The 18,000-nt window shown below is 49.4% G+C and carries 19 protein-coding genes; 5 read left to right on the top strand and 14 right to left on the bottom strand.

The window, feature by feature from the left end:
* Positions 1–13 precede the first annotated feature (13 nt).
* Positions 14–1,198, top strand: coding sequence for an MFS transporter AraJ (gene araJ / locus D9741_RS06190; RefSeq protein WP_130215611.1), 1,185 nt, complete (start codon positions 14–16; stop codon positions 1,196–1,198).
* A 138-nt stretch (positions 1,199–1,336) separates the two neighbouring features.
* Here araJ and mak read toward each other — a convergent pair whose 3' ends face one another.
* Positions 1,337–2,245, bottom strand: a complete 909-nt coding sequence (mak, locus tag D9741_RS06185) for a fructokinase (protein ID WP_130215412.1) — start codon at positions 2,243–2,245, stop codon at positions 1,337–1,339.
* Positions 2,246–2,369: 124 nt separating this feature from the next.
* On the opposite strand from mak, the gene rdgC reads away from it, so the two are divergent.
* On the top strand, positions 2,370–3,281 hold the full coding sequence (gene rdgC / locus D9741_RS06180) for a recombination-associated protein RdgC (RefSeq protein ID WP_130206205.1): 912 nt from the start codon (positions 2,370–2,372) through the stop codon (positions 3,279–3,281).
* A gap of 144 nt (positions 3,282–3,425) precedes the next feature.
* Here rdgC and D9741_RS06175 read toward each other — a convergent pair whose 3' ends face one another.
* The 6 genes from D9741_RS06175 to D9741_RS06150 all read right to left on the bottom strand — a co-directional run bounded on the left by D9741_RS06175 (position 3,426) and on the right by D9741_RS06150 (position 8,543).
* Complete coding sequence (locus tag D9741_RS06175) at positions 3,426–5,705, bottom strand: DUF2773 domain-containing protein (RefSeq protein ID WP_130215410.1); 2,280 nt, start codon at positions 5,703–5,705, stop codon at positions 3,426–3,428.
* Positions 5,706–5,849: 144 nt separating this feature from the next.
* Complete coding sequence (gene ppnP, locus D9741_RS06170; protein ID WP_064527100.1) at positions 5,850–6,134, bottom strand: pyrimidine/purine nucleoside phosphorylase; 285 nt, start codon at positions 6,132–6,134, stop codon at positions 5,850–5,852.
* A 71-nt stretch (positions 6,135–6,205) separates the two neighbouring features.
* Positions 6,206–6,883: an AroM family protein gene (locus D9741_RS06165; RefSeq protein WP_130206197.1), complete on the bottom strand. Its 678-nt coding sequence runs from the start codon at positions 6,881–6,883 to the stop codon at positions 6,206–6,208.
* 253 nt (positions 6,884–7,136) lie between these two features.
* The gene (gene yaiA / locus D9741_RS06160; protein ID WP_130206195.1) at positions 7,137–7,328 is read right to left on the bottom strand and encodes a protein YaiA; all 192 of its coding nucleotides are present in this window, start codon (positions 7,326–7,328) and stop codon (positions 7,137–7,139) included.
* A 28-nt stretch (positions 7,329–7,356) separates the two neighbouring features.
* A complete protein-coding gene (gene aroL / locus D9741_RS06155) occupies positions 7,357–7,902 on the bottom strand; it encodes a shikimate kinase AroL (RefSeq protein WP_130215408.1) in 546 nt (181 codons plus the stop codon).
* 182 nt (positions 7,903–8,084) lie between these two features.
* Entirely contained in the window at positions 8,085–8,543 is a 459-nt protein-coding gene (locus D9741_RS06150; RefSeq protein WP_130215406.1) for a YaiI/YqxD family protein, read from the bottom strand.
* 119 nt (positions 8,544–8,662) lie between these two features.
* Here D9741_RS06150 and proC point away from each other — a divergent pair, with 119 nt between their 5' ends.
* Positions 8,663–9,472, top strand: coding sequence for a pyrroline-5-carboxylate reductase (gene proC / locus D9741_RS06145; protein WP_130215404.1), 810 nt, complete (start codon positions 8,663–8,665; stop codon positions 9,470–9,472).
* Between the two features lie 16 nt (positions 9,473–9,488).
* Here the strand turns inward: proC and adrA are convergent, their stop codons facing one another.
* From adrA to iraP, 4 genes are all read right to left on the bottom strand, one after another.
* Positions 9,489–10,604: a diguanylate cyclase AdrA gene (adrA, locus tag D9741_RS06140; RefSeq protein ID WP_130215402.1), complete on the bottom strand. Its 1,116-nt coding sequence runs from the start codon at positions 10,602–10,604 to the stop codon at positions 9,489–9,491.
* 100 nt (positions 10,605–10,704) lie between these two features.
* Positions 10,705–11,025, bottom strand: coding sequence for a phosphate starvation-inducible protein PsiF (gene psiF / locus D9741_RS06135; protein ID WP_130206185.1), 321 nt, complete (start codon positions 11,023–11,025; stop codon positions 10,705–10,707).
* Positions 11,026–11,143: 118 nt separating this feature from the next.
* Positions 11,144–12,559: an alkaline phosphatase gene (phoA, locus tag D9741_RS06130; RefSeq protein WP_130215400.1), complete on the bottom strand. Its 1,416-nt coding sequence runs from the start codon at positions 12,557–12,559 to the stop codon at positions 11,144–11,146.
* Positions 12,560–12,659: 100 nt separating this feature from the next.
* A complete protein-coding gene (gene iraP, locus D9741_RS06125; RefSeq protein ID WP_130215398.1) occupies positions 12,660–12,920 on the bottom strand; it encodes an anti-adapter protein IraP in 261 nt (86 codons plus the stop codon).
* A 462-nt stretch (positions 12,921–13,382) separates the two neighbouring features.
* Here iraP and ddlA point away from each other — a divergent pair, with 462 nt between their 5' ends.
* A complete protein-coding gene (ddlA, locus tag D9741_RS06120) occupies positions 13,383–14,477 on the top strand; it encodes a D-alanine--D-alanine ligase (RefSeq protein WP_130215396.1) in 1,095 nt (364 codons plus the stop codon).
* A 197-nt stretch (positions 14,478–14,674) separates the two neighbouring features.
* On the opposite strand, the gene D9741_RS06115 is transcribed toward ddlA, so the two are convergent.
* Entirely contained in the window at positions 14,675–14,887 is a 213-nt protein-coding gene (locus D9741_RS06115) for a DUF2754 domain-containing protein (protein WP_130206179.1), read from the bottom strand.
* Between the two features lie 259 nt (positions 14,888–15,146).
* Between D9741_RS06115 and D9741_RS06110 the strand changes: the two genes are divergently transcribed.
* Entirely contained in the window at positions 15,147–15,455 is a 309-nt protein-coding gene (locus D9741_RS06110) for a YaiY family protein (protein WP_130215394.1), read from the top strand.
* Between the two features lie 52 nt (positions 15,456–15,507).
* On the opposite strand, the gene yaiW is transcribed toward D9741_RS06110, so the two are convergent.
* Together yaiW and sbmA are read right to left on the bottom strand one after the other, a co-directional pair.
* Entirely contained in the window at positions 15,508–16,602 is a 1,095-nt protein-coding gene (gene yaiW, locus D9741_RS06105) for a surface-exposed outer membrane lipoprotein YaiW (protein ID WP_130215392.1), read from the bottom strand.
* A gap of 12 nt (positions 16,603–16,614) precedes the next feature.
* The gene (gene sbmA / locus D9741_RS06100) at positions 16,615–17,835 is read right to left on the bottom strand and encodes a peptide antibiotic transporter SbmA (protein ID WP_130215390.1); all 1,221 of its coding nucleotides are present in this window, start codon (positions 17,833–17,835) and stop codon (positions 16,615–16,617) included.
* Positions 17,836–18,000 lie beyond the last annotated feature (165 nt).

Raw genomic sequence — 18,000 nt, 5'->3', positions numbered from 1 at the left:
TTGTGATGGTGGTATGAAAAAAGTTATTTTATCTTTGGCACTCGGCACATTTGGCCTGGGGATGGCTGAATTTGGCATTATGGGGGTGCTCACGGAGCTGGCGTATAATGTGGGGATTTCGATTCCTGCCGCCGGGCATATGATTTCGTATTATGCGCTGGGGGTGGTAGTCGGTGCGCCGATAATCGCGCTTTTTTCCAGTCGCTACTCACTCAAACATATCTTGTTGTTTCTGGTGACGTTGTGCGTCATTGGCAACGCCATGTTCACGCTCTCTTCGTCTTACCTGATGCTCGCCATTGGTCGCCTGGTATCCGGCTTTCCGCATGGCGCATTTTTTGGCGTCGGAGCGATCGTGTTATCGAAAATTATCCAACCCGGCAAAGTCACCGCCGCCGTGGCGGGGATGGTTTCCGGGATGACGGTCGCCAATCTGCTGGGCATTCCGCTGGGGACGTATTTAAGTCAGGAATTTAGCTGGCGCTACACCTTTTTATTGATCGCTGTTTTTAATATTGCGGTGATGGCATCGGTCTATTTTTGGGTACCGGATATTCGCGACGAGGCGAAAGGAAAGCTGCGCGAACAATTTCACTTTTTGCGCAGCCCGGCCCCGTGGTTAATTTTCGCCGCCACCATGTTTGGCAACGCAGGCGTGTTTGCCTGGTTTAGTTACGTTAAACCTTACATGATGTTTATTTCCGGTTTTTCGGAAACGGCGATGACCTTCATTATGATGCTGGTCGGACTGGGGATGGTGCTGGGGAATATGCTAAGTGGCCGGATTTCCGGACGTTACTCGCCGCTACGCATTGCGGCAGTGACTGACTTTATTATTGTGCTGGCACTGTTGATGCTCTTTTTCTTCGGCGGTATGAAAACAACGTCGCTTATTTTTGCTTTTATTTGTTGCGCGGGATTATTTGCCCTTTCAGCACCGCTGCAAATATTGTTACTGCAAAATGCCAAAGGTGGGGAGTTATTAGGTGCCGCGGGAGGGCAAATAGCGTTTAACCTCGGTAGCGCCGTGGGTGCTTATTGCGGCGGGATGATGCTGACGCTGGGGCTGGCGTATAATTACGTGGCGTTGCCTGCTGCCCTGCTCTCGTTTGCTGCGATGTCCTCATTGCTGCTGTATGGTCGCTATAAGCGCCAGCAAGTAGCGGAGAGTCCGGTGCTGGCGAAACCACTGGGATAGGTTGCAGTCACGGTGCACGTTACTTGTTGCCGGATGCGGCGTGAACGCCTTATCCGGCATACGGGCTGCTTATTTTGTAGGCCTGATAAGACGCGGCAAGCGTCGCATCAGGCATGATGCACCAGTTGCCTGGGTTTTTTACTCTTGTGGCCATAACCATGCGGCGCCGCGTACGCCGCTGGAATCACCATGCTTCGCCTTACGCACGGGCGTTTCACATTCGCCACCGAAGACAAATTGTTTAATCAGCGGTGGAACTGTTTGATATAAACGGTCAACATTGCTCATCCCTCCGCCCAGGACAATCACATCCGGGTCGAGAATATTCACCACATGCGCCAGCGACTTCGCCAGTCGTAGCTCATAACGACGTAATGCCAACTCAGCAACCGGATCGTTTTCTTCAACCAGGCGGATAATTTCACTGCCTTTCAGCGCATGTCCGCTCAAACGACGATAATCCGTCGCGAATCCGGTGCCCGAAATAAAGGTTTCAATACAACCTTGTTTACCGCAATAACAAGGGACTTCCTCGCGATAACGCAGTTCGTCTTCGTCCATCCACGGTAGCGGATTGTGTCCCCACTCGCCTGCCGTGCCATTGCCGCCGATATGCGCCCGACCATTGAACGCCACGCCCGCGCCGCATCCCGTGCCGATAATCACAGCAAATACCGTCTGCGCTCCCGCTGCTGCGCCATCTACCGCTTCCGAAACCGCCAGACAGTTGGCGTCATTTACCAGCCGCACTTCCCGCTGCAACCGCGCGCTTAAGTCTTTATCGAAGGGCTGACCGTTAAGCCAGGTTGAATTGGCATTTTTCACCACTCCGGTATAGGGTGAAATCGAGCCTGGGATCCCCATCCCCACTGTTCCACGCTGCCCTGTCGCCTGCTCCGCCATCTCTACCAACGTGGCGATCGTTTCTATGGTCTGCCGGTAATCATCACGCGGCGTGGGCAGACGATGACGGTACAACTGCTCCCCTGCATCGCCCAGTGCAATCACTTCTGTTTTGGTGCCGCCTAAATCGATACCTATACGCACGGTACTCTCCTTATTTTTTTCAATATCAATAGCGTAGAGACGGACAACCGGATTGGCAATGCAAGGCCGCCGACAATTCGTTATCATGCCCGCTAAATTTAACGACAAGGCCGTGGAAATTATCATGCTGTGGTTCAAAAATTTAATGGTTTACCGTCTTAGCCGCGAGATTTCGCTGCGTGCAGAAGAGATGGAAAAACAGCTAGCCTCGATGGCATTTACCCCATGCGGCAGCCAGGATATGGCGAAGATGGGCTGGGTTCCTCCGATGGGATCGCACAGCGATGCATTAACGCACGTTGCCAATGGTCAAATTGTTATCTGCGCGCGCAAAGAAGAAAAAATCCTCCCGTCTCCGGTCATTAAACAGGCGCTGGAAGCGAAAATCGCCAAACTGGAAGCTGAGCAAGCACGTAAGCTGAAGAAAACCGAAAAAGATTCGCTGAAAGATGAAGTGTTGCACTCTCTGCTGCCTCGCGCCTTCAGCCGTTTCAGCCAAACCATGATGTGGATCGACACGGTGAACGGTTTGATCATGGTGGACTGCGCCAGCGCCAAAAAAGCGGAAGATACGCTGGCACTGCTGCGTAAAAGCCTGGGGTCGTTACCGGTTGTGCCATTGAGCATGGAAAACCCGATTGAACTGACGCTGACCGAATGGGTTCGCTCCGGTAGTGCGGCACAGGGCTTCCAGCTGCTTGATGAAGCCGAGCTGAAATCGCTGCTGGAAGATGGCGGCGTGATCCGCGCGAAGAAACAAGATCTGACCAGCGAAGAGATCACTAATCACATTGAAGCCGGAAAAGTGGTGACTAAACTGGCGCTCGACTGGCAGCAGCGCGTTCAGTTTGTGATGTGCGACGATGGTTCGCTCAAGCGCCTGAAGTTCTGCGACGAACTGCGCGATCAAAACGAAGACATCGACCGCGAAGATTTTGCCCAGCGCTTTGACGCCGATTTCATCCTGATGACCGGCGAACTGGCAGCGTTAATTCAAAACCTGATCGAAGGATTGGGTGGCGAAGCGCAACGTTAATAGCTGGTTTGCCTTCAATGCCGGATGCGACGCCTCAGTGCGTCTTATCCGGCGTACGAAGCCATGCCAGGCATTAATCTAATCATTCGCTACGTCGGGTAATGATTTTTAACGCTGCAATATTGTGTGTTTTACGCCGTGACCTCATTTTAATTCCTCAAGCTTATTGCGCGCTTCACTGCGAATTTGCCGTGTCGATCCGGTTTTAACTAATACACGTAATTGTTGTGGATCCGGATGATCGGCAAATAACAGTAATGACGGATCCTCTTTTAACCACGCCGTTTTCACCTCAGCAGGCAGTTGCGGATTGGCAATCGCTCCCTGACGATCCTGCGGTGTAACCAATGCTGTGAATGCGGAAGTCGGCGTATGCGCATTAATCAACGCCGTTTTACGTAATTGTTCATGCCGACTTTGCAGTAATGCCAGCCAAAACTCGTCATCAGGCTTATCTGTCAGCTTATCCAGCTCGATTAAAATAACGCTATCATCATCATTCCAGCGACGTAATCCTCTATCACACTGCCTACGATTACTATTTGTCATGTCTGTAACAGACAGCGCCCAGTCAGAATTAAAGCGATATTGCTTATCAAGACGGGTAATAATCTCTGAGGGTAAATCATTTTTATCAAATAACTGATTGCGCATCCGGTAACGATATTCAGCCGGTAAATCAGGCAGCAAATCGATGGCGTCATTGAGCATTGCTTCATCTACCATGCCATTATCAATCAGTTCCAGTTGTATATCATACGCCTGCTCCTGATCTTCTTGCCGTTTGCTCATCATTAATTGCAATGTGCGCTGCCACAATTTTTTCTTATATTCCAACGGCAGCAGTTTATCGTGTGCTAATTCATTCCAGACAGCGGGGTTATCATGATGTGTCAGAAGATAGTTAATCACTTCAGTTGACGTCAGATAACGCGCACCTTCACGTAAATGTTGTATATCTTCTTTTGCCAGCGACAGTTGGCGCGCTTCAGGTAAAGCAATAAATAATGCCATCACGATATTTTTATGGTCTTTATTATCGAGATACATTTGATCTGCAATACGTTCAATATCGGGAATACTCATGTTTGCAGAAAGCCGCGTAACTTTGAGTTCCGCAAGGGCATGAGCTACGGCTTCACGGACCTTAAGTGATTGATCGTTACTCAGCGCCACGGCTTGTCGTGTAGTCAAATCGGCACCAGCAATTCGTTCGCGTAGTTCATCATCATCGCTATTTATCAGTTCATCCACCACGGATGCTGGCGCCAGCCACGCGTAATCGTACTGGCTGACTAACGTCTTACGCACAATCGGAAACGGACTCTGACTTAATAGGGCAATGATTTCCGGAGAAAGATTATCCTGTCTGGCCTGCTCAAGTTGGACGCTCTCGACAGGAGTCGACATTAATTTTTCATTCACTTCTGGTGAAATATCGCTGTTTTTAATCAGTCCTTTCGCCACTGCCTGGTCTTTAATAAAAGGTGCGGTGAGTAAATGCATTTGCCTGGCGGGCCAACTCTGCGCCATATATTCTCGTGTCTGGTCATCAGGATGCTGTAGCAATTGCAGCATAACATCGGTTGGTAGACTCTCCATGCGAGTCAGAAAACGCGCCACCAGCGGATCTTCATGCTTAACGTTGCCAGCCGCAAATTTTTCGACCTTGCCCTGTTCAATCCACTGCAATTTTTCACTTAACCCCGATACAGGTTTATCGCGAAACAACGGCAATCCCTGGACAATACTGGCCGCTACGCTGTCATAATCAGGATAGGCATTTAAAACATTGTCGGTTTCAATTTCAGTAATCCCATAGAGATCGGGCTCAAACAGCGAATACGCTTTTCGAATATTCGCATCCCAGTCATAATTTTCATTGCTGGTATCTTCGTTGATATAAAACTCAGCGTTATTAACCTCAAATTGCGTCGCCTTGTCTGAAACAATAATTCCGCGAGCCGTAATACCTTTCATTACTTCAAAGTTATGATCATTATAATCAGCATAGACTAAACCTTTCGCTTGCATCTCACCTTTGACGTATGCGAAATCATGATTAATAAAGTTATCGACAATCACATTGCCCAACACAATGAGTTGACCATCACCTGCCGAATAATCATCATAATCACCATTAATGGTTAAATTCCCCTTGATTACCAGGGTATGCTTATTACTAAAATTGCTGGGTATTGATAAATCTCCATTATGATAATACCAACGAATGTTATTTTTAAGCATATAAGAGGCTTCCATACTATCACCGGTTTCCTCTTTCACTCCATTACGTTCTTCTGCAGTCATGATATGGAAATCTGACTTAATAAGATCATCGCTAGTGATCCACTCAGCAGCGTAAACATTTTCGGTGGCAATAAATACAACCATACAGATGATCAATATTTTTATTTTATTCATAATCTTCACTGATATTAATATCAACCTTGATAGATTATGAATATATCGAAAATAGAAAAATTAGCAGCAACGGAGATTTTATTATTCGTGAAATAAGGAATATTTCAGAAAAATGCCCTCCCATTCAGACGGGAAGGCGCGATATTACAGATAGCGGCACAAATAGGAGGTCGGTTCGGCAACTTGCAGATGGAACTCGCTGTGGCCGGGAACATTAAATACTTCACCAGCTTCATACACGCGCCAGTCGGTAGCGCCAGGCAGCAAAACATTCAGCGCCCCGCTGACCACCGTCATCTCTTCGGGTTCCGCAGTACTGAACGTGTATTCACCTTCAACCATCACACCGACGCTGGCGCGGCCAGTATCGCTGCTGGTAAAGCCGATCGATTTCACTTTTCCGGAAAAGTATTCGTTACTTTGAAGCATAAACTGGCCCTGTCAGGTGGTTTAACATCTTCTTCACTATAGGGGCCAAAGGTGCTAACTGTCACGTAAAATTACACCAGCAATTCCGCCGCCAGCCTTGCAATCAATACGTTAGAGAGCAAAACAGGTACATCGAGCTTTTTTTGCAGTAAATCGCGATGACGCTGATTAAATCCTAAACAATCCAGCATGATGACATCCGCCCCATTCGCCAGCAATTCTTTCCCGGCATCAACGATTTTCTGCTCAGAATCGTGAATGGGATTTCCCAGCGAAAATAGTGGTGTTCTCTGCAAAATTTGCCATTTTTGCGCCTGAACGGCCAAAAGCTCTTCTACTGGAACAATAACACCGACCTGGTGACCTTCAACAATGGAGGAAACCAGCGGTGGGAGAATGCGCAAAGGCTCGAGGAAGATCGTATTTCGCGCTGTCATATTGCTAATGTTGGCCGTACTCATTAGCAAAATAACGTCATAATCCTGATTATCGAGTACCTCAATCACGCTTTGTAGATCACGCTCCACTTTACGGCGTGAAACGTGGGCCAGCTGGTTGTCATTTAATAATGTAAGAATAGTTTCTTCGCCTGCTTCTGGCGCATACTCCGCCATCACCTCTTCGCGGCTTAATTTCCCCAGCAGGCTATGATGGGAAATATTGTTTTCGTCAATGTACTCCGTCAGAAGCGGCAAAACTTCATGCATTGGTACAATGCCGATGGTCAGAATCGCCAACGACGCGCTCATTGTCTTCCACCTTTCTTTTTCGTCGTTAATTACCGGGCAAATACTCAGCACCACTGCGGGCGCTTGCCGATGCTACAAATGCAAAAAAGCGTAGCAGCAGACGCGCACGGCATAATGTAAAGATTCCCAATAGTTCCAGTAATGGATTGTTATTGTTTAATATTCTAATTATTTGAAAAACATGAATTGTGAAAAGTGTGATGCAGGTCCGTTGCAATAGCACTCAGAGTCCCTTCCGAGCAGTCTGATGCGGTCACTCTTTATCAGGATCCTCATAGCGTTTTTTAGCATCCATCGCCTCCTGGGCCGTAGGATGTTCGCTGATCAAAGAGTCTGGTTTGGGATGATCGGCTCGCAGCTGATACCAGGTCACAGTCTGTCCTTGCTGGCCTTTTTCTACCGTAACAATTCTGGCTTCTCGGGGATAAGGCGGTTTCGTTGGCATTGTTCTTCCTTATTTCACGGGATGAACATTAAGTATAGGTGCCAGGATAATGACAGTTTGCCGTTTGTGCCAAAGCGGTTCGAATTTCAGAGATCACCTGACTGGGTTCGTTGTTAGCATCGACGATAATATGCGCAACTTCACGATATAATGCATCGCGTTCTTCCAGCACTTCCTGAACTTCTTCACTTAACGGTTTTCCTGTGAGTGTTGGCCGTAAATCCTCTTCTGGCGCTGCTTGCAGACGATTTACCAGCACTGACACCGGCGCGCACAAGTAAACCACAATCCCGTTATTACGCATGTAGTGGCGATTAAATTCCGTCAGAATAATACCGCCGCCCGTCGCGATAACGGTGGATGGTGCAGTTACTGCTTCCAGAGCGGCGCTCTCCCTGGCGCGAAATCCTGCCCACTCTTCCCTTTCGACGATCTCTGCTACCGTCATATTGAGTTGTGATTGCAACCATTGGTCGGTATCAACAAACCGACAGTTGAGCGAATCGGCAAGGGCCATTCCGACCGTTGTTTTACCACAGCCCCGAGGCCCGATCAGAAAAAGAGGTTGTGTCATCGTGGGTTTTCCCCAAAAGGTCGCAATGCGGCGAAAGCCGGTTTCGTAAGAATAACGATCATACCATCAAACTAGTACAATTTCGATTGTAAAGAAATAATTCCACTTAAGGAGCGAACTTCAATACATTCCTTACTATATCAAGAAATGAGCGAGAAAGAAGTGTAAATAATATATTACATTTACGAACAGTTACGTTGAACTTCCAGCCACCATTTTTCAAGTTCAGCCGCAAATGCCTGGCGGTCACGTTGCGAAAGACTATCTGGCCCTCCGGTCTGGATCCCGCTGGCTCTAAGGGTATCCATAAAATCGCGCATCGTCAGACGTTCACGAATAGTCGCAGGTGTGTACCGTTCGCCACGCGGATTAAGCGCTGCCGCACCTTTCTCGATGGCTTCAGCTGCCAAAGGGATATCTGCGGTTATCACCAAATCGCCCGCCTCACACTGACGTACAATTTCATTATCGGCCACGTCAAAACCTGCCGCGACGCGCAGCGTGCGAATAAACCGCGATGGCGGCACGCGTAAACTCTGGTTTGCCACCAACACCAGCGGCATCTGCATACGTTCTGCCGCGCGATACAGAATCTCTTTAATTACATTGGGACACGCATCGGCGTCCACCCATATTGTCATAAGGCTATCCTCTGTTGGGTAATCTTCTATTGTGTCGCGCTTTTGCCTTCCGGCATAGTTCTGTTTATGCTTCTGACCAGGCGCTTTTCAAAATAATGAATTCACGGCAGGAGTGTGCAATGGAAAAGAAAATCGGTTTTATTGGCTGCGGCAATATGGGAAAAGCCATTCTCGGCGGTCTGATTGCCAGCGGTCAGGTCCTTCCAGGGCAAATCTGGGTGTATACCCCCTCCCCGGATAAAGTTGCCGCCTTACATGAACAGTTTGGTATCAACGCCGCAGAATCGGCACAGGAAGTGGCGCAAATCACCGATATCGTCTTTGCTGCCGTCAAACCGGGCATCATGATTAAAGTCCTTAGCGAAATCACTTCCAGCCTGAATAAAGACTCTCTGGTGGTTTCTATCGCCGCGGGCGTTACGCTCGACCAACTTGCCCGGGCGCTGGGTCACGACCGGAAAATTATCCGCGCCATGCCGAATACCCCCGCGTTGGTCAACGCCGGGATGACATCCGTAACGCCAAACGCGTTGGTCACTCCTGAAGATACTGCCGATGTGCTGAATATTTTCCGCTGCTTTGGCGAGGCGGAAGTCATTGCTGAGCCGATGATCCACCCAGTGGTTGGCGTGAGTGGTTCTTCACCAGCCTATGTCTTTATGTTTATCGAAGCGATGGCCGACGCCGCCGTGCTGGGCGGGATGCCACGCGCGCAAGCTTATAAGTTTGCCGCCCAGGCGGTAATGGGCTCCGCGAAAATGGTGCTGGAAACCGGCGAACATCCGGGCGCCTTGAAAGATATGGTCTGCTCACCAGGAGGCACAACCATTGAAGCGGTACGCGTTCTGGAAGAGAAAGGATTCCGTGCCGCGGTGATCGAAGCGATGACGAAGTGTATGGAAAAATCAGAAAAACTCAGCAAGTCCTGATGACTCTCGCCGGACGTCAGGCCGCCACTTCGGTGCGGTTACGTCCGGCTTTCTTTGCTTTATAGAGCGCCATATCGGCCGATTTCAGCCACTCACGGTAGTGACTCATTTGCGGATTCAGCGGCGCGATACCGACACTTATCCGTAATATCACCTGCGGCGTATTTGGCAGGCGTAATGCATTTAATCCTTCATGCACACGTAACATGGCGGTAATGGCGTTTTCGGCTGGCGTACCTGACATAATTACCGCAAATTCATCACCACCAAAACGACCAATCACATCGCTGCCACGCAGGGTAATTTGTAACTGTCGGGTAAGGGCAACGATGGCTTCATCACCCACATCGTGACCCCATGTATCGTTGATACTCTTAAAATGGTCGATATCAATAATCAATAGCGTCGCATCGCGATTGTGTCGGCGACAGTTATCAAACTCATTACGTAGCATGATTTCCCAGTGACGCCGGTTGTAAACGCCCGTCATGCCGTCGCGGGTACTCATGACCTGCAATCTTCGTTTATGTTCAGCCAGTTTGGTCGCTGTCTGGTAGCTAACCCAGCCAAACAGCAGAGGATAAATGACGATAATGGGAAGGGAGAGCCACCATTCCAGCGGCGCACTCTTGAGCGACACAGTGATCCCCGTGAGTTCGAGTGTGACAAGGCAGGAAACGACCATCAACACCAAACCGGCGACAAACAGACGGGGGCCGCCTGCCCCCATCAAATTCAGGCACATAATCATCAGCATTGCGATCGAAGGCAGCACGTTTACGCCCATCACGCCTACCCACATACCGGCTAACACTGCATCAGTTTTTAAGTTGTATATTTCCCGGCCAAGCGGATCAACGGCCCTGCTCGCCAACTGCCAGGCTAAATGTGGCCAGACAAATGCCCAGCCAACCAACACCAGCCACCACCAGCCTGACAGCGGGTGCGAAACCAACGTCGAGGCGATTGGTAAGAACATCCCAGCCAGTCCTACCGCCCGCGGTAGTCTGACGCGACGGGCGAAGCGCAGCCCGGATCGCTGATGTTCGTTTTGAGGAGTTATTGGTGGTATCTCCCCGTGTGCCGCCGCTTTTTTGTAAAAATTTTCATCATTCATTATTTTTGGGAACATTCAGAAACAATTTTCCCAAATTATAGAGATGGGGCGAAAGGCGGGAGTATGATATTTCGGGTGAGCCATTTTCTTAACTCACCCGTTAGCACTATAGGTATTACGCGGCTTTCTTGAGGCAGGTACTCATAAACTTATTACGATCATCACCTTTCAGAGATTGCTGCGTCGCCTGACTATTACATTCGCGCATCTTCTGCTGCTGCGGTGTCAAACTCTTTTCACCGGGCGCAGATTTGCTGTTCTTCAGGCAATCACTCATGTATGTCTTACGGGCATCCCCTTTCAACGCCTGCGCTGTCGCCTGTTGATTACAGGAGGTCATACGCTGTTGTTGTGGGGTTAACGTTCTCTCGGCAGCGCCGACAGTGGTTAAAAAAACCAGGCCGAATAGCAGGGTAACCAGTAATGTTATTTTCATAGCACCATCCCTCTTCACATTTTAACCAGGAGCGTTTGCGCCCTTGATCTGCTTTTAAGTCTGGTTGCTAACAGCAAAAAAACCACCCGACAGCCAAAATTAGCCGCCGGGTTCGGTGTTATTTCAGCCCCAGTGCAGCTTTCATGGTGTAGAAGAGATCGGTCTGATCGGTCAAACCAACCACATTCGCAGCCTGCGGACCATATGCAGCAATACGCAACTGGCTACCGGTATGCTCTTGTGAATCCTCTTCGGAATTCCCGTAACTCATCACCATCACTGCGCCATCTTTGGTGTTTAACGCCTGAGTCAGACCCGGCGCTTTGGTATCTGGCGCGACAATCTGGCTGGCGTGGGCGTGGTCAGCGGTGACCACCACCAGTGTGTTGCCATCCTTTTTGGCAAATTCCAGCGCCCGCTGTACGGCTTCATCGAGATCGACCGTCTCGCCAATTTGGCCACAAGGATTCGCGGCGTGATCCTGTTTATCGATCGACGCACCTTCAACTTGCAGGAAGAATCCTTTCTCATTTTTGCTCAGTAGTTCAATGGCTTTATCGGTCATCTGCGCCAGCGTAGGCACACTGTCATTGCGTTGCGGATTCGGGGTACAGGTGACTGCGGGCTTATCGATATTACCGTGGTACGTTGCTTTCGGTCCTTGCCAGCGCACTGGCATATTGCCGTCAGCAAACAGTCCAAGCAGGGGTTTTTGCTGGTTCGCTTCCGTCACCGCATTCAGCGATGCGGTATCGCTGACTAACTGATAACCACGCGCCTGCGCCTGTTCACGCAGCGTTTTTCCCTGCCATTCACCGGCGGTAGCCGTTTCAGCAAAGGTTTTTGCGCCGCCGCCAAGCGTAACATCTGCACGGGCGTTAAGCAGTTGTTCAGTAATCGATCCTTTTCCACCTTTTTCCAGCGCGTTGCTCGGGCATTTTTCGCTGGTAACGCTCGGACCATAGCATTTGCGCGAGGTCACATGCGCCACAAGCGCAGCGGGAGTGGCATCCTGTATTTCAGCCGTTGAAACGTTGCCGGTCGCCAGCCCTGCGGCTTTTGCCAATTCCAGAATCGTTGGATGATCTTTTTCATGAATATCGACACCCAGCGCGCCGTTATACGTTTTGACGCCAGTTGACCAGGCCGTTGCTGACGCTGCGGAGTCGGTCACGTAGTCTGGTTTTCCGGTTTTTTTATCCAGCGCATAATGGGTGTATTGTCCGGTAAGCGGCAAGGCATCGATCCCTTTAAAAAAACCGCCCGCGCCTTCAGCATAATTGCGTGCGGCAGTGATTTCCGAATCCCCCATCCCATCACCAATCAATAAAATAATATTTTTCGCGGGTTTATCGCTAAGAGAATCGCGTAAGGCAGCGGTCTGATCGCTCGTTAATCGGCGAGCGCCGCCAGGCGCGGTAATATCCCCCTGTGCCGCCCGGTTTTCCAGAATTGGCATCTCTGGGGTCCGGGCTTTAGTAACAGGGGTAAACAGTAACGGCAAGAGAGCCAGCGCAATAGTGCTTTGTTTCACTTTATTTTCTCCATGTACAAATACATTAAAAAATAAAAACAAAGCGACTATAAGTCTCTGGCATGACAGCATTATGACAACTGTTGGAGGGCTTAACTTTTTACTGACGAGGATGCCTCAATAACTTCTTTACGTAATCGCGCAGCAGCTCCGTATCGTCATCAGGAATGCTGGCATCGGGCTTTACCGAGTATAGCGCCCCTTCAACCTGATCAATCAACCGCTGTTGGTCATTTTTCGCCATATTGCGAAGCATCGCAGTAACGATAATCTCTAGTGCTTCGACCTGCGCGCACAATTCTTTCGACTCCTCTTCCTTTTGGGCAAGCTTAAATAACAACTCAGCAATGAGATTTTTCATATCTGTATTTCCTTATCCAAAGTATGGAGAAGTTAACATTATGTTTCACAACTGCATAGAGTCTTGATGTAGTATTTTTATGACAGAGGAAATAGTTTTAGCAAATATTTTTTTCACATTTATCAGCGAAACGTTTCTCTATTTTTAAATAATTCCACACATAAAATATAGGTATACAATTATTAATGTTTTTTATAATAAAAAGTTATGGAATATATCCTCTTGGTTAACTTATTATTACGTATAATAACCATCCGGCCAGCAATTCACACCAGGAATAAATTAGTTTCCCGTTCATCATTTTTGTGATTTTGCGCACATAATTTAGCCAGCGATGAATCTTCCCCCGCAAGCTGCACGGTTTATCAGCAGAAGATTGCAACAAACTGTCAGAAGGCCGCGAATCCCCCGTTTTGTCGTGGTAATGTATGCTCTTTGTGTTCTACGGGATAGGTTTTTAAGATGGAAAAACTGCGGGTAGGAATCGTTTTTGGTGGAAAGTCAGCAGAACATGAAGTGTCTCTGCAATCGGCAAAAAACATTGTCGATGCCATTGATAAAAGTCGCTTTGACGTTGTGCTGCTGGGCATTGATAAACAAGGGCAATGGCACGTCAGCGATGCCAGCAATTATTTGCTGAACGCAGACGATCCTGCCCATATTGCGCTGCGCCCTTCGGCCACCAGTCTCGCGCAGGTGCCGGGTAAACATGAACAGCAACTTATTGATGCGCAGAACGGCCAGCCGTTGCCGACGGTGGATGTCATTTTCCCAATTGTCCACGGTACGTTGGGTGAAGATGGTTCCTTGCAGGGAATGCTGCGGGTCGCCAATCTACCGTTTGTCGGTTCCGATGTTCTGGCTTCTGCTGCATGCATGGATAAAGACGTCACCAAACGTCTGCTGCGTGACGCTGGATTGAACATCGCGCCATTTATTACCCTGACGCGCGCCAATCGCCACAAAATCAGCTTCGCCGAAGTGAAGTCTAAACTTGGGTTGCCGCTGTTTGTAAAACCAGCTAATCAGGGTTCCTCTGTTGGCGTCAGCAAAGTGACCAGCGAAGAGCAGTATGCCCTTGCTGTCGATCTGGCGTTCGAATTCGATCACAAAGTGATCGTTGAGCAAGGGATCAAAGGTCGTGAGATCGAATGTGCGGTTCTGGGTAATGACAATCCGCAAGCCAGTACTTGTGGCGAGATCGTACTGACCAGCGATTTCTACGCCTACGACACCAAGTACATTGACGAAGATGGCGCGAAAGTGGTGGTTCCTGCGGACATTGCGCCGGAAATCAACGATAAGATTCGGGCGATTGCCGTTCAGGCTTACCAGGCGTTGGGATGTGCTGGCATGGCGCGTGTAGACGTCTTTTTAACGCCGGAAAACGAGGTGGTGATCAACGAGATCAACACGCTGCCAGGCTTTACCAACATCAGTATGTATCCGAAGCTGTGGCAAGCCAGTGGCCTGGGCTACACCGACCTGATCACGCGTTTGATTGAGCTGGCTCTGGAGCGTCACGCAGCGGATAACGCATTGAAAACCACCATGTAATTTTTGGATGCCCAATAACTTTTTTGTTGGGTATTTCAGGCTGATGGCAAACGTAAGATTGCCTGATGCGCTTCGCTTACCAGGCCTACCAGGTGATTGCAATATACTGATATTGCACGATTTTGTAGACAGGGTAAAGCGTTTACGCCGCATCCAGCATAAACAACGAGCACTTTGCCAGAACGCCCAATCTTCTGTTATTGGGCGTTTTCAGTATCGTCATCGCGACGACGAATAATCAGCCCCGCCAGCCAGAAACTCATCACCCACGTCACCAGACCGACGGCATAGGTCTGCCAACCTTTAGCTTCAAACCCCAGCAACCCCACCACGCCATTAAGAATGAATATAAGGCCAATGGCGAACGCATAGTAATGCCAGTCGCGGCGGATTTTTACAGGCAGATTCATGGCAGCTCCGTTAACGAAAAACAACATCCTTGCATATTCTGCAACATCCGTCTGTGGTGTAGACAGCATTTCCAGAATCGTTAAGAAATTTAACTTAAGGTTGCAATTTTGTGACTCATAACGAAGATTCTCGCTTCGGGAATATTCCCAACATCAATTTACCATGATTCTGATATTGACAATCCCAATGACCTGTCAGACTTGCCATAAGCCGCTGGTATCACACCAGAAGAGAAGCAGATGACTTCCGGAGGTTTTTATGGCTGATTTCACCCTGTCAAAATCGCTGTTTAGCGGAAAATATCGCGATGCCTCTTCAACGCCTGGCAACATTGCCTATGCATTGTTTGTGCTGTTTTGCTTTTGGGCTGGAGCGCAATTGCTGAATTTGTTGGTGCATGCGCCAGGTGTCTATGAGCATTTAATGCAGGTCCAGGAGACAGGCCGCCCACGGGTAGAAATTGGTCTGGGAGTCGGCACCATTTTCGGGCTGATCCCGTTTTTGGTTGGCTGCTTCATCTTTGCGGTGGTTGCGGTGTGGCTGCACTGGCGACATCGCCGCCAGTAAGATTTATTTTGCCAGATGCGACGTAAACATCTGGCCTACGATTACCTATTGGTCACGGCTTCATACAACGCGCTCGTCTTTCATCGACGCGCTTCGCAAACCATGCGGTAGTAAGGTTACGGGTGATTTTCGGGCTTTCCAGTTGAATACCGGGCAACATTTCACGCGGTAGCGATTTACCCGTTTTCGCTTCGGCGAGTTGATAAACCTTCTTATACAACGCCGTCTCTTCAAAAGAGAAACTATCCCCTTTCTCGAGCTGACGACGAATTTCGCTGTCGCTCATTCCCAGTTTGCCCGCCAGCTTACGCGTCGCCAGTTCTGTTTTACCCGGCTCTTTACTGTCATAACGAATCAAATCACCATCCAGCGCCAGCTTCACGCCGCTGGCTTTGCTGACCGCATTCTGAAACGCGGCATTACGACTGGCGTACCAACCGGCATTAAAATCGGCGAAACGGAAAATCGGCGCGCTATAGCTGGCAGGATAATTGAGTAAATGGTAAGTCCCGAACCATAATCCGCCGCGACGACTGAAGACCTCCTGACGTACCGTACCGTCCATTTTCCACGGATACCCCCTGGTATGCTGTTCGGCAAAAGCAATGCTGACCTGCATCGGCCCACCGGTGCGCACCGGGTTAAGCGAACCAAACAGCGTCTGCCCCATCGGCACCATGCTGATCAGATCGTCAAAAATTGCACTCAGCTGCTTTTCCGTGCGCACGGAATCTAACCGTTCGCTGTAGCTTTTACCGTTTGGCGATTTGATTTTTAGCGCGGTATGAACCAGAAAAGCAGGAATGTGCATCCGTTCGGCGCGGCGATCAATCTCTTGCCAGGCGATTTTACTTAATCCAGGAACGACCGGATCTGCCTGATAATTTGACTCCTGCTGCGCCACCGCCAGCACCGAGCAGACGTTTTCCAGTGTCGGTGCCAGCCCCTGGCTTTCAAAAGTGGTGGCAAGATCTTTCGCCCAGGCATCGCGGTCTTTTACGCTGGCGGGTAACTTCTGCCGCACCACGCTCGCCACATCTATCGCTTTTTCGCCCTTTTTCAACGGCTGTGGCGCCTGACTGCTACACCCCGCTAAAACCAGAACCGCCAACAATGAAAGCGAAGACAGATGATTGACTCGCGACATTACCTCTCCTTTTTAACTCAATGTATGGGTTACTTCCTGAATTTTGTCATTATCCAGTTCATGTTCAAAGCTGCGCAGACGTTTGTAGATCGACATCAACTCGACCAGCGTGGTCCATGAGTTAATCAGATACTGGAAAGCGCCGCGAACCTGACCAAAAACGTTGGTTATTTGGGTCATCAGGCCGAGCGTAATCGTACCGGCAACAATCGACGGAAACAGCAAGAACAAACCGAAAACGTTATCGACCTGCAGGTAGAGAATGCGGGCGATGTTGAAATACATATAGTGAAAATAGAGGCGGAAATAGTTCTTCCGTACCGCGCTGAACAACTCGCGCACCGTTGGCGGTGTCGCACGCGTGGCGTCGTCTTCACCATAGACCAGCTCTTTACGGTAAGCTGCCTCTACTCGCTGGTTTTTAAACTCAAGTCCCGGAAGTTTGATCCCCACAACCGCCAGTAATCCGGTCCCCATCAGCGACCAGATAATCGCGGCAATCACCAAACCATACGGAATGTGCCCCACAATCGGCAACTCTGGCACGTGTGCGGAGAGCGTCACCAACACCGGCAAGAAGGCGATCAGCGTCATGATGGCGTTAATAAAGCTGACGCCCATATTCTCAAGCGTTGAAGCAAAACGCATGGTGTCTTCCTGCACACGCTGCGCGGCCCCTTCGATATGGCGCAGTTGCTGCCAGTTCGCCATGTAGTATTCGTTCATCGCCGTACGCCAGCGAAACACGTAGTGGCTGACAAAGAAATTGTTCAACACACTGATAACCACCGCGATCAGTGCTATCCCCAGAAAGACGCCCACCTCGCGATAAAACTGTTCGATGGTCACTTTATGCGGCGAACTGAGCGCGGTTTGAATCAGGTCATAAAACGGTGCATACCAGGCGTTGACTGCAACCCCAACTTCCACCAGAAACCAGGTCACGAAGATAATTAGCGCAGTGCCGAGTATTGACCAGTATTGCCAACGATGTGGGCTGTAGATAAACCAGAACAGCGCAAAAAGTCCTACGCAAACAATGTAATAAGCGTAAAAAACCAGGAAGTCTAACGACCAAAAACGGGCAGCGCTAATCGGTATCTGCCCGGAAGCCCCGGTGATGTGGGCAACCCAGTCACCGCCTCCCGCTTGCCAGAAGATGACGGCAATCAATGCCCAAACAAAGGCCGAGAGAAAAAAGGCTCCCGGTTTTGGGAAAAAAGACTTAAACATATGCTCTCCTGCTAGCTTCTTATCGTTTTAGCAACTGCTGTGTATTAACCGCATGGCCGCTTCAAAGAGTCAGCCAAATGAAACCGCCCATTGTGACCAACCGCGGGGCGCTTAGTTCGTCCTCCTGACTGGAAGAATTGTTTCGACGGATTTCACAAACAAAGG

It is taken from the genome of Escherichia sp. E14V7, from assembly GCF_004212225.1.
Taxonomy (GTDB): Bacteria; Pseudomonadota; Gammaproteobacteria; order Enterobacterales; family Enterobacteriaceae; genus Escherichia.
This window is presented reverse-complemented; position numbering and strand designations above follow the sequence as displayed.